The following is a 14,392-nucleotide window of genomic DNA, read 5'->3' on the forward strand; positions in this document are numbered from 1 at the left end:
ACCCAGGTGCACCCCTACAAAGGAAGACTACGAACGCAGGGATAACCTGTGTGCCACCCCGTAACCACAGCAATGTAGGGAACGACCTATGTGTCATTCCGAAAAGAACGGTGTATACACGGGTGTTCCCTTACGCAGGAAAACCATGAAGGTAGGGAACGACGCCCTCATCGTCCCCTATACATAGTCTAAATAATCGTAGGGGACGGTCCATAGGCGTCAACTTAACACATAATTTGTCATCCTGAGCGGAGTAAAACGGAGTCGAAGGATCTTTAAGCTAGATGATATATTCTGATAATCGAAAGTAATCTTGCTTATGTTCTATAAGATTCTTCGCTAACGCTCAGAATGACATGCTTCTAAGGTTTATTTGGAAATAATTGGATTAAGCTGACGCCTATGGGGGACGGTCTCTGGGCAATGTCGTCCCGTAAATATAACATATATAAAACAAAGGAGGTACTCCAATGTTTAATAAACTGAACCCCCAATGGGCAGTACTTATAGGAGTGGTATTTGTCTCTTTTTCCTCTATATTTATCAAATACTCTACAGCGCCATCCCTGATTATCGCCGCCTATCGGTTGGGATTTACCATCCTGCTGCTGCTGCCTTCAGTGATCAGGTCAAAGGGGGAGGAGATCAGCGCCATTAATAGAAAGAGCTTAGGGATATGTATACTCAGCGGTGTTTTTCTTGCTCTACATTTTGCAACCTGGATTACCTCCATCAAATATACCTCTATTGCCAGCTCCGCAGTCCTGGTCAATACCCATCCTGTCTTCATACTATTGGGAAGTGTATTGATACTAAAAGAAAAAGTGTCCAAGAGATCAGTGCTGTGCATTGCACTGGCACTAACGGGAGGAATAATCATCTCTCTGGGGGATTCGTCCTTGGGAAGCCATGCAATCTTCGGAGACATGCTGGCTCTTGCAGGGGCATTGTTTGTAGCAGGATATATGATGATTGGAAGGGCGGTACGGCAGCATATGTCGGTAACCACCTATACCTTTTTAGTCTATGCCAGCTGTTTTGCAACTTTAATGCTTCTCGTAGCAGCTGCCGGCATACCCTTATACCCCTATCCCATAAAGGAATGGTTTATCTTCTTGGCTTTAGCAGTGTTTTGTACGATTCTGGGTCATAGCATCTTCAACTGGGCCTTAGCTTACGTGAAAGCCGCCTTTGTATCTACTGCAGTCCTTGGTGAGCCGGTTTTTGCCACCCTATGGGCAATCCTCCTCTTTTCAGAACACCCTACCCTGTGGCAGATTCTTGGCAGTGGATTAATCCTCTTTGGCATCTATTTATTTATTCTTTGGGGTCAGGAAGATCAGCAAAATAAAGTCCCGGTTAAGGCTGAACAATAAAATATGAGACATGAAGATATAGAAAAGCAGCATTTTTATAAAGACTGACGTAAATTAGCAGGGTACCCTTTGGGGATACCCCATGATATAATAGTAGGATATAAGGGGGGATTTTTGTTGCAAACCTTAAATCAGATTTTCATCCTATTCCTGCTTATCCTCATAGGCTATGGTTGTAAAAAGCTTCATGTCATTAGCAACAATATGAATCAGGATGTGAGCAAACTGGTTACCAGCGTGGCACTGCCCGCTTTGATCATCAGCTCTTTAAGCAGCTACAGCTTCACGAGAGAAGCCCTGGCGAGAAGCGGTATCCTTGTAATGATTTCCTGTGCTGTATATGCACTATCTATATTGATTGCCACATTTGCACCTAAGCTTTTAAAGATTGAAGGATCTACCAGAGATATTTTCCAATTCATCACTGTATTTTCCAATGTGGGGTTTATGGGTTATCCGGTAGTAAATGCCATCTATGGAGAGCAGGGAGTTTTTTATGCAGCTATATATAATTTGCCCTTCAATGCGGTGCTTTGGACTTATGGCGTGATGGTCCTGAGCAGGCCCCTGATGGAAAAAAATGCTGCAGCATTGGATCAACGGGGAAGCATCGATTTTAAGCTACTGGTGAATCCTGGTCTGATATCTGTATTTATCGGCTTTGGGCTCTTTGTGACCTCTACAAAACTGCCCGGACCCATATTTTCTGCCTTTCAAATGGTGGGAAATACATCTACACCGCTGTCGATGATTTTTATAGGTTCGATCTTAGCAGACACAAAAATCAACGAAATTTTCGCCAATAATAAGATTTTTATGGCTGGCTGCATGCGCCTGCTGGTAATTCCCTTATTGGTATTGGGAATTTTGAAGGCATTGGACTTTCAAGGGATCATGGCAGGGATACCGGTTCTAATTACTGGGATGCCAGCTGCGGCCAACTGTGCCATCATGTCTACCAGATATGGAAATGATTATCAACTGGCTTCTCAGGCAGTGTTTGTTTCGACGGTTTTATCTATGGTCACGATTCCAGCCATAGCCATGCTGCTGTAGGAATAAAGAAATGACGGATATATAGGGTACTGCTGAAGTTTCCTTACTCTGGAACGAAGCGTGCGTCGATCCCTACGTCGCTGTTTCGTTACGCTTACTTGTGTCCTGAACCTTGCATCTAGTACCCAAAATTAACTCAAATAGGTTGCCAGCATAAATGCATCGGCGATGATCTGAGCCATATGCATGATCAGACTCAGGCGGATATGATGAATGGCATAAAGATCATCATTTTGAAGTTTATCTACGATTCCAACCACAGACAAATGACCTACTCTGGGTAAGGATTTTCCCACACCTTTGCCTGGGTAGATGGGGCCCTTTTTAATATGAATATTACCAATCAGGTTTTCCTGACCAAGACAGGCATCTATAGCGATGATATGGGCATCGGGATGTTCTGTCTTAATTTTTTCCAGGGAGGATTCCAGATTGACTGCATGAATCGGATCGTCTAGAGTACCATAGAGTGGATATCTAAAGTTTTTATTGGCTAGCAGTGTTCCGACTAGAGGCCCCAGTGCATCGCCAATACAGCGGTCTGTACCGATACAGAGAATGATGGTTTGTTCTAAGAGATGAGCCTTTAACATTTCACATAAAACCATAGGTGCGTTTTCATCGGTAAAGTGAACTTGAATGCCTGTGGGATGCAGGGGATTATATTTTTTCAAATAAAAAACACCTCCTTATATGAATATATATATAAGGAGGCGGCAGGTATCATGACACAAATGATAAGCAGGATTGCTTGCCTGGCTATAGGTAATTCTCTTTCTGGTAAATTAAGATCAACTGATCCAGTTCTTGGCTAACCTCCATGATTGTCCCATCATTCACCTTGTGGGAGTTTTCCTCGATCAGCCGGTAGAGCTTTTTACGAAGACGTTCAATTTTTTCGTATAAGACGGCAGTATCAGTCATCACTTCACCTCTCTTTTTCCATAATACTCTAAACATTTTATCTCAAATAAAAACAGATGGCAAGAGTATAATCGTAAAGAAGTTAGTCTTGGAAAGAAGTGCATAAAGAACAGCAGATATTCCCATACTATTGAATAGAGAATATTCAATAAGGAGGAATTATCATGGCGCCTTTAAAAAGTGGAAACGTCATGGTCCTAGTAGCACTGACCCTTGTTACAATTCTTGGTATTATCAGCATGGCCCCTCAGGAGCATGGATTTTTACCAAAGGATATTATTGGATACCTGCCTCATGGTGAACTAGGCGACACAGTTCCGCTAAACCCTAGAGAGGATTTATACTTTGATGATTTTGTCATGGAAGAGCAGGAGCAGTTCCAAGCAGTTATTGATGATACGACGTTACAGCGCTTTATACAGGTTTATATAGAAAAAATCAATGCAAAAAATATGGATAGGATGATCCCGGTAGAAGATCAGGAGCAGGTGAGAACCCTATTGGAAGGTATGGGCTACGATAACACCCTGCAGTTAAAAACGGTTTTGAGCCAGGAAGCTACGGAGGATGTGGTCCGAAAAGTACAGGATATACTGTATGATAATCTTTTTGAGCATGAATTGAATTTGCTGCACAGTCTATTGATCAAATAAAAACAAATCCGAGGAATTCCTCGGATTTGTTTTTATTTTGTATACATTGGAAGGATTTCATAGGTAACTTGATCTTCATTTACTGTAAAGCGCATATACTGCAGCTGTGTAAAGATATCGTAGTCATTGCTTTTCGGAAATGCTTTCAGTGTCACGTAGCGAATACCATCCTCCGGGGTGACGGTGAAGCCGTTTGTACTTGGAGTAAATACCCAGATATCTGCATTTTTGTTGTCTTTAGCTTTCTTGAGGGTATCCTTAAACAGTTTTTCCTCCAGAGGATCTTTGAAGGCAAGAGGTTTCGGCAATACCACAAATACACTGCCTGCATCTAGATTTTCCATAGTCTGTAAGAACCAGGACCACTGAGACACATTGGTTTCTCGAAGACCTCCCTTATTATTGTCCAGCTTGATAAACAAGCTGTTTTTGTATTTGCTGGAACCGTGACCGTTATTCCCCAGGAATACAGGTTTTTTTAAGGCACCGCTGAGAGAAGAATCTACCCCTTCGGTGAAAAGATTCATCTCTGCTTCCTTGTTAGAAAGCTCTGCCATTTTTGTTACCACCATTTTATCCTGAAGGGTGTCGATGCCGCTCACTAAGCCATGGGCAAAGAAGCGGAAGGAATTCTCCCCCTTAGCTTCTGCTTTTACATTTCTTTTATCCGCCGGACTTGCTGGAGTAGGAACAGTTCCTTGGAAGTTTATAGGATAGGAAGCTGTCAATTGATCAATGAGAATGCTTCCTGTATTTTTAATCAATGGATCCGTTTGCACTACATAAATTCTTTCCAGCTTGATCGGCGCTTTCATCGTACTGGGCACATTGGCTTCAACATATTTCCAGCCTTCCCAGTCAATACTGGAAACCAGGTCGATGACTTGGGCCGTTCCGTCTGCACCTACAGCTCTTGCTCTCAACCAGTGGCCGCCGCCTTCATTGCCGAATACCCACATGCCTATTTTGGAAGGCCGCTGCTCCAAATGAATACCGCCGTTATTAAAGACCAGATAGGCGGCTCTTGTGGCATCTGTTGCAGTAAAGTCATAGGATAGCTTGCCGGAGTAACTGCCCTCTTTCGCTACAGAAGCCAATTCATAGCTCCCTGTAACCTCTGCCGGGAAGGAGAGGTAAGCTCCTGTTACCTTTTCGAAGTTATCAATAACCTGATCCTGTGATCCCACTGCCGCAGCAATATATGCTTCCAGATTTCCATAGGTTGCACGAATTAATCCTGTTGCTCCTTGGGCAGAAGCTTTAAAGAAGCCCCGGTCATCAACAAAGCCTAATCCCGCTGGAATGTTGAAGCTCAGTTCTCTTGGATGAATAGAGGCACTGTAGCCATCCTCGTTCACTAGAGTGGCTTGAAGCTGTCTTTCACCGTTAGCGCCTAGGGTCAGAGTGCCTGGAGAGAGTTTGAGACGTACCGGGTTATCCAATACATGCAGGGCTAAACTTGCAGTAGTGCCGTTGTACTGGGCTGTCACAACGGCTCTGCCCGCTGTAGCAGGACGGAAGCTGCTGCCTTGTACAATTCCTTGCACACCGGATACCTCCCAGGTTACTTTATTCCAATCAATATTGAGAGGGTTATGATTTTTATCATAAGCTTTTAAAGTCAGCTGCCTCGAGGTGTTGACAAATACATTTTTATCCTGTGCTTCCAGGATGATGCCGGATAAATCTGTGATGGGAGCGTTGTTTACAACACCGATGCCATTCATCAGACGTCTCTCTGAACCATCAGAAAGGTTATTGACGATTTTCTTAATATTTTCCCCCAGAGGTCTAACCATCATCTCTGTAGAGCCTCCCCCATCCAGATTCATGGCCTCATAGGCTCCGAGGTAAACCATGATATTGGCAAGCTCCTGCTGGGTAACTCCAGTGTAGGAAGCTGTACGTCCATCAACGGTAACAAATAGTACCTCCTGTTTATCTCGGGAGATTCCCAGTGCAGTTCTGGGGTGGCTGCCGGAAATGTTATGGGTGAAGGTAGATGAAGCAACGCCGTTTTTTACCAGCGTTGCACCGCCGCCAAGGGTCAATGCCAGACTATTGAGATCCGGTTGTGCTGTAAAGGACAAGCTTACAGGGTCTTCCAAAAGCAGTGATTGGCGAATACGCTCAGAGCTGCTGCTGGAGGCTAGGATCACATAACCATTGGCAGGGATGTCAATACCATCTGCTGTAGCAGCCGTGATCTGCTTTACCATATCGTTTTCTACTACCAGGTAGGTTGGATTGGTAAGGTTCTTGTGAGGTACCGGTGCCTTTAGGCCCCAGTGAGGCGTGTAAAGGATCACTGAGCTGTTATAGTCGGTTTCTTTGTTTACAAGACCGATATTTAGTGTAAAGGCATTACTGCCTTGAAGTTCTATTTTTGTAGATACCCAGGGGGCGATATAGGGCATACCTTCATTGGTTATATTAAAGGTTGCCATCTGATCCGGCTTGGAAAAAGGTGTGGCTAAGAGCTGGCCGTCCTTAACCATGGGTCCAATGGTAGAGGAATTGGTAGTCATAAAAAAGTCCCCGTTGATAGCACCGACGATTTTTTCGTTTTGGTTTACCATTTCAGACAGCCTTGCTTTTTCACTCAATCCCTTCGGTCCCATTAACAGATCGATGGTATTGGAAGGTTCCGATAGAGAGATTCTGAGTACATTGATATTGACCCAGCCAGTATCAGTAAATCGCTGGAGTTGTTCATGCTTGACACCCTTTGCGATAATGGTTTCACTTCTGTTTTCGTAGATAGAGGTTGTCCAATCGGCATAGACCAGGGCATCCATATGGATGGAAAACAGCATGATCAGGGTTAAAAGCAGTGCAAAAAATCTTTTGCGGTTTAGCATAGTTCGTTGCTCCTTTCTAAGGTAGTAAATGTTATATGTAATATTCAGTTGTGCAGCATAAGATGACAGATATGAAACCCACCCTATTTAAGACGCATATGACTGGAAAAAGTTTCATAATATGTTTAAAAAAATAGGTTTCTGTGTCTGCCTGCTGGATATTGATATGTGACTGAGAATCCTAATAAATATTCGGAACGACGAGGGCGTCGATCCCTACATTTCTATTGAGGTTTATGTAGAGAACGGCCTCTGTGCCGTTCCCATGAATGTTAAATTTCTTAATCACATATCTATATTAGAACAAAATGGGCCTATCCTCCATGCTTTCATTATACCGAAAGAAGACTGCTATTTATATTAAGATACTGTTACAAAAGGCTGGAGTCCTTACCAATTAATGGAGAAAAAATTAATAAAAAATCTAGTTGCATTTTATGTTTTTGTATCATATAATTATGTAGTGACAAAAACGGGGTGTAGCGCAGTTTGGTAGCGCATCTGGTTTGGGACCAGAGGGCCGCGGGTTCAAATCCTGCCACCCCGACCATTTTATTTTTTGGCCCATTGGTCAAGCGGTCAAGACACCGCCTTTTCACGGCGGTAACTCGGGTTCCATTCCCGGATGGGTCACCAATTATATGTGATAGGAAAGGGGTTGAAGGTTCTATAGGGCTTTCAATCCTTTTTGTTATACATTGACAGATAAATTAAGGTTCATAAATTTAAAGGATTCCTATATAATGGTTCTATAGGTGTGTGATGAAGAGATTTGGCATTTATCGGAAGGGCATAGAGGCCATTTCCTGGGTAAACCCTAAAAGGGATGCAGGGATCGACGTCCTCGTCTTTCTGGATATAAATAAGATATCTCAGTCATATGTCTAAAGGAGAAGGATTAATCTTTATCAACAAAAGGAGATTGCAATGAGTACAATTTTGGATTTTCTGACAAAGGAGATTATGGTTTTGATGGTTGCAGCCATGCCTGTTATGGAATTGCGGGTAGCGATTCCTATGGGGGTATCTCTGGGAATGAGTCCACTGCATGCGATGATTTTAGGTATTGTAGGAAGTATGATTCCTGTACCTTTTTTACTGCTTTTTTTGAAACCGCTTTTTAGGAAATTGAGAAAGATGCCTACTTTTAAAAGATTTGTAGAGTGGGTAACCCGACGAACCATGAAGAAAACCAGTCAAATTCAAAAATACAGTCTGTGGGGATTGCTTCTTTTTGTTGCAGTGCCTATCCCTACTACGGGCGTATGGAGCGGGTCTATTGCAGCTTCTTTACTGGATATGCGGGTAAAGCATGCTTTTGCTGCTATCTTTGCAGGCAATTGCATTGCAGCAGCAATTATGATGACCCTAAGCCATATGGCAGTGAAATTTTAGATGTGGCTGCATTTAATACTAATCAAAGAATGCCTCTTATACGGACTTGCTCTATGTGTCTGTCATCCTGAACGCAGTGAAAGATCTTGCATAGGGTTTAAAGATCCTTCGTTTCACTCAGGATGACGAGTTATAATTTAGGTGGGATATATTTTTTTAATTGTTTTAGTTAGATGTGCTTATAAAAAATAATACATATAATCGACCAGGAGACTAAATCTATGAAACTCAACAAACCGCTTATAACACTACTCTTACTACTTATCCTCTTATTAACCTCCTCTTGCGGGATCATGCAGGATATGGAGGTCCAACTGCCTCCAAACTCCGGCTTGTTGGAGGTGCATTTTATCGATGTAGGACAAGGCGATGCCATATGGATTAAAACGCCTCAGGACCAAAATCTATTGATCGACGCAGGAGGGAACCGATATGGTGATTATGTAGTAGACTATCTCAGCAGTCATGGGGTAACAAGTCTTACGGCAGTGATTGGTACTCACCCTCATGAGGATCATATCGGGGGACTGGACCGGGTAATTGATTCTTTCGACATAGAAAAGGTTTATATGCCCAAGGTGCTGCACAACACAAAAACCTTTGAGGATGTGCTGGATGCCGTTGACCGAAAAGGATTAAAGATCAGTACGGCAAAAGCAGGCGTTCCGTTAGCATTACAGGGTGTTGATGCAGAATTCCTGGCCCCGGTGTCTGAAAAATATAAGGAATTAAACAATTATAGTGCAGTACTCAGGCTTCAGTATGGCACCCAGGTCTTTTTATTCATGGGAGATGCAGAGCAGCTGTCGGAGCAGGAGATGTTGTCCTCCTACCCTAAGGCAGTGTTCAAAGCCAATGTGCTAAAGGTAGGCCATCATGGCAGTACTACGTCCACAGGAGACCCGTGGCTGAACGCTGTAAATCCCCAGTATGCAGTAATTCTTAGCGGGAAGGATAATACCTATGGGCATCCCCATAAGGAGATACTGGAGAAGCTGAAGGAAAGAGATATCAAAATCTATCGAACCGATGAAAAGGGTACGATTGTTTTTCAAAGTGATGGAAAAACTATTTCTGTGAAATAGGGAGTGAAAAAAATGTTCGTATTGGATCGTATAGAAGAAGAAACTGCAGTGATAGAATGGCAGGGTCAAATGATCATGCTGCCGGCTGCTTTACTGCCTGAGGACGCAAAGGAGGGGGATTTGTTAGAGATCTCCATAAAGATCGATCATGAGGGCACAAAAGGACGGGAAGAAAGGATAGCGGAAAAAGCCAGGAGGCTGTGGGAGTAAAGAAGCGTTACACGTTACGCGTTGCACGAAAAAACAACAGTGAGATAGATGGATCTTCGTAGGGAACGGCCCCTGTGAAGGCCACTGAAAAAGTCAAAAATACAGCAAAAAGTCGAGTTTGTCATCCTGAGCGCAGCGAAGGATCTGAGCAATTAAGAGCTTTTAAAGATTCTTCATTCCACTACGTTTTATTCAGAATGACAAAACCTGGACTTTTTCAGTGGCCTTCCCCTGTGCAGAGGTGGCGACCCTATTTTCGGAATGCAAAAAATAATTGTTGACTTTTTATTTTTAACATGATAACATGTTTTTTGGCGAAATTGAATAGAAATCTTGATGCCTTATCAAGAGCGGCGGAGGGGATAGGCCCTATGAAGCCCGGCAACCGGTAATTCTTACGCGGTGCTAAATCCTACAGAACTTGTATTCTGGAAGATGAGGACAATGGTAACGACAACCTCTTCTTGTGATGAAGAGGTTTTTTTATTGGATTTTAGGGTAGAATATTTTTGTGGTGACTGATTCAATGATATGAATACCTTTTTAACATATATACAAATATAATAAAGATAATCAAGGAGGTTAACAAATGACAAGAAGATTATTTACTTCAGAATCCGTTACAGAAGGGCATCCTGATAAGATATGCGACCAGATTTCTGATGCCATACTAGATGCCATTTTTGAGCAGGACCCACAGGCACGTGTTGCAGCTGAGACATCTGTGACTACAGGGCTAGTGCTGGTAGCAGGGGAAATCACTACAAAATGCTACGTGGATATCCCAAAGGTAGTACGCAGAACCATTGAAGAAATCGGATATACCCGTGCGAAATATGGCTTTGACAGCGATACTTGCGCGGTGTTGACTTCTATTGACGAGCAGTCTCCTGATATTGCAATGGGGGTTAATGAAGCCCTCGAGCATAAAAAGGGAGAAATGACTGACGAAATCGAAGCGATCGGTGCAGGAGATCAGGGAATCATGTTTGGCTTCGCCTGCAACGAAACACCTGAATTAATGCCGCTTCCTATTGCATTGGCCCATAAGCTGGCAAGAAGATTATCCGAAGTTAGAAAGAATGGCACCCTAGATTACTTAAGACCAGATGGTAAGACACAGGTAACAGTAGAATATGTGAATGATAAGCCGGTACGTATTGATACCATCGTAATCTCTACACAACATAGCCCGGAAGTAAATCAGCCGCAAATCGAAAGAGACATGATCGAGCATGTAATTCGTAAGATCGTGCCTGCAAACCTGTTGGATGAGAAAACAAAATACTACATCAACCCAACGGGCAGGTTCGTAGTAGGGGGTCCACAAGGAGATGCGGGCTTAACAGGAAGAAAGATCATCGTAGATACTTATGGCGGTTATGCAAGACACGGCGGCGGTGCATTCTCTGGAAAAGATCCTACAAAGGTAGACCGTTCTGCTGCTTATGCTGCCAGATACGTAGCGAAGAATATTGTAGCTGCCGGATTGGCGGATAAGTGTGAAATTGAATTAGCATATGCAATCGGTGTAGCACAGCCGGTATCTATCCTGGTAGAGACCTTTGGCACTGGAAAAGTATCTGAAGAAAAATTGGTAGAGTTGGTTAAAAAGCACTTCGACTTAAGACCTGCTGCCATTATCCGTGATTTAGACCTAAGACGTCCTATCTATAGACAAATTGCTGCTTATGGACACTTTGGAAGAACAGACTTAGACTTAAGCTGGGAGAGAACGGATAAAGCTGAAATCCTTAGAAAAGAAGCATTAGAAGCGTAAAAATAGTTATGGGTTACCAGTTGCCGGTTATCGGTTGAAACCTAAAACCTATAGAGGAGGGCCTTGTGCCCTCCTTATAATATATGTAGGGAACGACGCTCTCGTCTCAGTAGGGAACGACGCCCTCGTCGTTCCGTAAGCTCAACTGAAAGTCGACTTTAAATAAGTCGACTTTTTCTTTTTTTGAACAGTTCCTCTAAAATGGTTGTATACCATGGGATTCTGAGGACCGGTCCTCCAAAATTTTGGAGGAGTAAAAATGGAATATGATATTCAGTCCTTGGTGACCAAAGCACAGAGAGGAGAAAGGGAGGCTGTGGCTGAATTGATAGAGCGGTTAAAGCCCTTGATCTATGCGTCAGCGAGAAGATATTACTTTGGTGAAGGGGACAAAGAAGATCTGCTGCAGGAGGGCTACCTAAAGCTGTTGGAACTGCTGGACAAATTTGATATGAGCAGGGGAATTCCATTCCTGGGTTTTATCAAGGTACACCTGAAATACTTCTATATGGAAAAAGGAAAAGACAGTAAAAAGGAAGCTGCCTTCTATATCCTGGAGAGCTTGACTGAGGATGGAAGGACATTTATTGAAGGGATGCCCGATGCAGATATGAGTATCGAGGAAAAGCTGGTACAAAGAGAAGTACAAAGGTCACTAGGAGAGGCGATACAGAAATTATCTGTCCATCAGAAGCGGGTGATCTCGCTTTGTTACGGACAGGGAATGGATATGGGCCAGATCGCCAAATATCTAGGTGTTCATTATCAAACCGTAGTAAAAACCAAGGAACGAGGATTGAGAAGGTTGAGAGAAACAATGACAGAAGTCCAGAGATCTAGGGGATGACGACCTTGTCATTCTGAAGAAGACGGGCAGACACAAGGCCTGCCCCTACAAAAGCAGGGAACGATTTCTGTATCCTTCTGAAAAAAATCTTTAAAAACCCATACTAAACATCCATCATATTTATCATCTAATGAATGAAAGGAGGTGATAAGTATGGCAGTAAATGTAACTCCCTTAGATTCCAAGCTAAGGATTACCTATAGCCTGGGAGCAGACAGCAACGGGAAGGAAATCACACAGATCAAAACCTACTCAAATGTTAAAGCTTCTGCAGCAGACGAGGATGTATACGCCATAGCAAAGGTTTTGACCAATCTACAGTCTAATGATGTACTTCGCATCGGAAGACTGGAAGAAAAAGAGATGACCGAAGTATAGGGGCATGGCTATAAAGGCTGAAGCAGGGAGGAGGTGAGCGTGTGAGTCAGAAAAGACTGGAAATGGTGTTTAAAAACCAGCTAGGCAGAACCAGCAAAATTACTGTAGAAAATGCAAGGCACGACCTTGAGGAAAGTGATGTACAGGCTGCTATGCAGGCCATTATTGACAAGAATATCTTCAAAACCAATGGAGGGGATCTGGTGTCTATCGAAGCCGCCAGAATCATTACCACAGATGTGGCAGAACTGGTGTAGAAGTATGTTAGAAAGACTTGCCTTAGTCAAGTCTTTCTAACTGTTTTAGATTTTTCGCATAACGGGTAACGTGTATCGTGTAACGATTTTTCCAAGGAGGTGGATTATGGAGGAAATCTACTCTCATGTGGCCAATCTGGGATTCCCCATTGCTGTCTCTGTATATCTTTTGGTACGTATTGAAGGAAAGCTGGAGAATCTCAGTTCAAGCATACATGAGTTGTCCAAAGTGATTGCAAGTCTGAAGTGAAAAAAAGGAACAATTTTGGAGGACTTCAAAATTGTTCCTTTTTTCAATAGCTAGGAAATTGAGATCTTTAATTTTCTAGCTATGGGGGATTTTTAAAGGGGGTCTCCCCTTTATGTCTAATATTTGGAGGGTTACAGCGAAGCGTCCTAGGGAACTATCAGTTCCCTGGGAAGAACAAAAGCATTTCTTTTGGCTTTTAAAGTATAAAATGCTTTTGTTCCGTAGACATAAAAAAGAGAAGAGAGTATAATAGAAATAACAAAAGAACATATGTTCGATTCAAAAAGGAACGAGGTGACAACATGGAAAATATAACAGAAATCTTTGAAGCAGGAATAAGCTGCTTAGTGCCTGTCTATCAACCCGGTGACGGCAATGCTACGAAATTGATTACAGATCAGGGTATATGCTATTTTGATAAAAGAGCGATCAAAACTGTAGTAAGGCTTCTTTGTAAGCACTATACCATACATATGGAGTCCTGCAGAGAAAAATACGGAACAATTATTCATCGCCAGCTGGGGGTGCCCCTGCCAATTCATTCCCAATTATTATTGATACCTGTTAAAATGAGAAAACCGATGTTTGGTAAAGATGGAGCCTATGGATATGTAAATCTATATAGCATAAAAAACCTGGAGGAGAAGGATGGATATGGATGGATCAGCCTGCATTCAGGCATTAAAATACCCAGTCTTCACAAGATGCAGACCCTAAGGCAGCAGATCAATCAGGCCAAACTGGTGGCAGGCAATATTCCCACAGTACAGAGCGGAGAAGCTGTAAGGGAAACACTGGATATTTTCTATGAAACCTGTGAGCACCCGGCGACTAAAGCGGATATTGCCATATTAAAGAGAGAAATATTGGAGCTCAAGCGGGTATTAAAGCGGGGAACCCTAGCGTATAACAATGAAAGAATAAAAATGAACAATGAATAATTAGTGAATTATAGCTACAGGGGACGATGACTCTGGAGGCCGCTGAAAAAGTCAAAAATACGGCAAAAAGTCGAGTTTGTCATCCTGAGCGCAGAGAAGGATCTGAGGGAATAAGTGCTTTTAAAGATTCTTGGTTTCACTCAGAATGACAGAATCTGGACTTTTTCAGTAGACTCCGACTCTGTCGTCCCGCAAATAGAAAAACGGGTAGATACCAGGCATATCCTACGCAAACCTTAAATAAGAAGTAGGGAACGATCAGTGATCGTTCCAAAAAGAGAGCTATAACTAAGTAAAAAAGGAAAAGCTACAGCCATAGAAGCCTAACCGATAACTTTTGCCTCAACCTATGATATAATAAAATAAAATATGTATACAA

At 42.7% G+C, this 14,392-nt stretch carries 15 protein-coding genes, 2 tRNA genes and 1 riboswitch; of the genes, 14 read left to right on the top strand and 3 right to left on the bottom strand.

Annotation, left to right across the window (positions count from 1 at the left end; all coding sequences use genetic code 11):
* Positions 1–470: 470 nt before the first annotated feature.
* Together BUB56_RS01135 and BUB56_RS01140 are read left to right on the top strand one after the other, a co-directional pair.
* Positions 471–1,376: a DMT family transporter gene (locus BUB56_RS01135; RefSeq protein ID WP_110939542.1), complete on the top strand. Its 906-nt coding sequence runs from the start codon at positions 471–473 to the stop codon at positions 1,374–1,376.
* 117 nt (positions 1,377–1,493) lie between these two features.
* Positions 1,494–2,432 carry an AEC family transporter gene (locus BUB56_RS01140; protein WP_190014027.1) on the top strand — a complete coding sequence of 313 codons (939 nt, stop codon included), beginning with the start codon at positions 1,494–1,496 and terminating at the stop codon, positions 2,430–2,432.
* 131 nt (positions 2,433–2,563) lie between these two features.
* Here the strand turns inward: BUB56_RS01140 and yyaC are convergent, their stop codons facing one another.
* Positions 2,564–3,106, bottom strand: coding sequence for a spore protease YyaC (gene yyaC, locus BUB56_RS01145; RefSeq protein ID WP_330392527.1), 543 nt, complete (start codon positions 3,104–3,106; stop codon positions 2,564–2,566).
* An 85-nt stretch (positions 3,107–3,191) separates the two neighbouring features.
* A complete protein-coding gene (locus BUB56_RS01150) occupies positions 3,192–3,356 on the bottom strand; it encodes an aspartyl-phosphate phosphatase Spo0E family protein (protein ID WP_190014029.1) in 165 nt (54 codons plus the stop codon).
* A 164-nt stretch (positions 3,357–3,520) separates the two neighbouring features.
* On the opposite strand from BUB56_RS01150, the gene BUB56_RS01155 reads away from it, so the two are divergent.
* Positions 3,521–4,009 carry a hypothetical protein gene (locus tag BUB56_RS01155; protein ID WP_110939545.1) on the top strand — a complete coding sequence of 163 codons (489 nt, stop codon included), beginning with the start codon at positions 3,521–3,523 and terminating at the stop codon, positions 4,007–4,009.
* Between the two features lie 32 nt (positions 4,010–4,041).
* On the opposite strand, the gene BUB56_RS01160 is transcribed toward BUB56_RS01155, so the two are convergent.
* Complete coding sequence (locus BUB56_RS01160) at positions 4,042–6,870, bottom strand: phosphodiester glycosidase family protein (protein ID WP_110939546.1); 2,829 nt, start codon at positions 6,868–6,870, stop codon at positions 4,042–4,044.
* 473 nt (positions 6,871–7,343) lie between these two features.
* Here BUB56_RS01160 and BUB56_RS01165 point away from each other — a divergent pair.
* From BUB56_RS01165 to BUB56_RS01215, 11 genes are all read left to right on the top strand, one after another.
* Positions 7,344–7,420: transfer RNA gene (locus tag BUB56_RS01165), tRNA-Pro, on the top strand.
* A gap of 11 nt (positions 7,421–7,431) precedes the next feature.
* Positions 7,432–7,506: transfer RNA gene (locus BUB56_RS01170), tRNA-Glu, on the top strand.
* A gap of 291 nt (positions 7,507–7,797) precedes the next feature.
* Complete coding sequence (locus BUB56_RS01175; RefSeq protein WP_110939547.1) at positions 7,798–8,265, top strand: COG2426 family protein; 468 nt, start codon at positions 7,798–7,800, stop codon at positions 8,263–8,265.
* Positions 8,266–8,486: 221 nt separating this feature from the next.
* Positions 8,487–9,350 carry a ComEC/Rec2 family competence protein gene (locus BUB56_RS01180; protein ID WP_110939548.1) on the top strand — a complete coding sequence of 288 codons (864 nt, stop codon included), beginning with the start codon at positions 8,487–8,489 and terminating at the stop codon, positions 9,348–9,350.
* 12 nt (positions 9,351–9,362) lie between these two features.
* Positions 9,363–9,560 (top strand): DUF3006 domain-containing protein, encoded by a 198-nt coding sequence (locus BUB56_RS01185; protein WP_110939549.1) that lies wholly within the window; start codon positions 9,363–9,365, stop codon positions 9,558–9,560.
* 338 nt (positions 9,561–9,898) lie between these two features.
* A riboswitch (SAM riboswitch) is annotated at positions 9,899–10,002 on the top strand.
* Positions 10,003–10,149: 147 nt separating this feature from the next.
* On the top strand, positions 10,150–11,340 hold the full coding sequence (gene metK / locus BUB56_RS01190) for a methionine adenosyltransferase (RefSeq protein WP_110939550.1): 1,191 nt from the start codon (positions 10,150–10,152) through the stop codon (positions 11,338–11,340).
* A gap of 259 nt (positions 11,341–11,599) precedes the next feature.
* A complete protein-coding gene (locus BUB56_RS01195; RefSeq protein ID WP_110939551.1) occupies positions 11,600–12,187 on the top strand; it encodes an RNA polymerase sigma factor in 588 nt (195 codons plus the stop codon).
* A gap of 153 nt (positions 12,188–12,340) precedes the next feature.
* On the top strand, positions 12,341–12,565 hold the full coding sequence (locus BUB56_RS01200) for a DUF1659 domain-containing protein (protein WP_110939552.1): 225 nt from the start codon (positions 12,341–12,343) through the stop codon (positions 12,563–12,565).
* A 41-nt stretch (positions 12,566–12,606) separates the two neighbouring features.
* A complete protein-coding gene (locus tag BUB56_RS01205; protein ID WP_110939553.1) occupies positions 12,607–12,822 on the top strand; it encodes a DUF2922 domain-containing protein in 216 nt (71 codons plus the stop codon).
* A gap of 106 nt (positions 12,823–12,928) precedes the next feature.
* Entirely contained in the window at positions 12,929–13,072 is a 144-nt protein-coding gene (locus BUB56_RS01210; protein WP_110939554.1) for a YvrJ family protein, read from the top strand.
* Between the two features lie 302 nt (positions 13,073–13,374).
* Positions 13,375–14,013: a hypothetical protein gene (locus BUB56_RS01215; protein ID WP_110939555.1), complete on the top strand. Its 639-nt coding sequence runs from the start codon at positions 13,375–13,377 to the stop codon at positions 14,011–14,013.
* The last annotated feature ends 379 nt before the right edge of the window (positions 14,014–14,392 follow it).

This window comes from Geosporobacter subterraneus DSM 17957 (assembly GCF_900142145.1).
GTDB classification, from domain to species: Bacteria; Bacillota; Clostridia; order Peptostreptococcales; family Thermotaleaceae; genus Geosporobacter; species Geosporobacter subterraneus.

Bases quoted from the DNA above. Each gene is read 5' to 3' on its own strand.
- metK (WP_110939550.1), top strand. From the start codon at position 10,150: ATGACAAGAAGATTATTTACTTCAGAATCCGTTACAGAAGGGCATCCT.
- BUB56_RS01175 (WP_110939547.1), top strand. From the start codon at position 7,798: ATGAGTACAATTTTGGATTTTCTGACAAAGGAGATTATGGTTTTGATG.
- BUB56_RS01210 (WP_110939554.1), top strand. From the start codon at position 12,929: ATGGAGGAAATCTACTCTCATGTGGCCAATCTGGGATTCCCCATTGCT.
- BUB56_RS01215 (WP_110939555.1), top strand. From the start codon at position 13,375: ATGGAAAATATAACAGAAATCTTTGAAGCAGGAATAAGCTGCTTAGTG.
- BUB56_RS01185 (WP_110939549.1), top strand. From the start codon at position 9,363: ATGTTCGTATTGGATCGTATAGAAGAAGAAACTGCAGTGATAGAATGG.
- BUB56_RS01135 (WP_110939542.1), top strand. From the start codon at position 471: ATGTTTAATAAACTGAACCCCCAATGGGCAGTACTTATAGGAGTGGTA.
- BUB56_RS01195 (WP_110939551.1), top strand. From the start codon at position 11,600: ATGGAATATGATATTCAGTCCTTGGTGACCAAAGCACAGAGAGGAGAA.
- BUB56_RS01180 (WP_110939548.1), top strand. From the start codon at position 8,487: ATGAAACTCAACAAACCGCTTATAACACTACTCTTACTACTTATCCTC.
- BUB56_RS01160 (WP_110939546.1), bottom strand. From the start codon at position 6,870: ATGCTAAACCGCAAAAGATTTTTTGCACTGCTTTTAACCCTGATCATG.
- BUB56_RS01150 (WP_190014029.1), bottom strand. From the start codon at position 3,356: ATGACTGATACTGCCGTCTTATACGAAAAAATTGAACGTCTTCGTAAA.
- BUB56_RS01155 (WP_110939545.1), top strand. From the start codon at position 3,521: ATGGCGCCTTTAAAAAGTGGAAACGTCATGGTCCTAGTAGCACTGACC.
- BUB56_RS01200 (WP_110939552.1), top strand. From the start codon at position 12,341: ATGGCAGTAAATGTAACTCCCTTAGATTCCAAGCTAAGGATTACCTAT.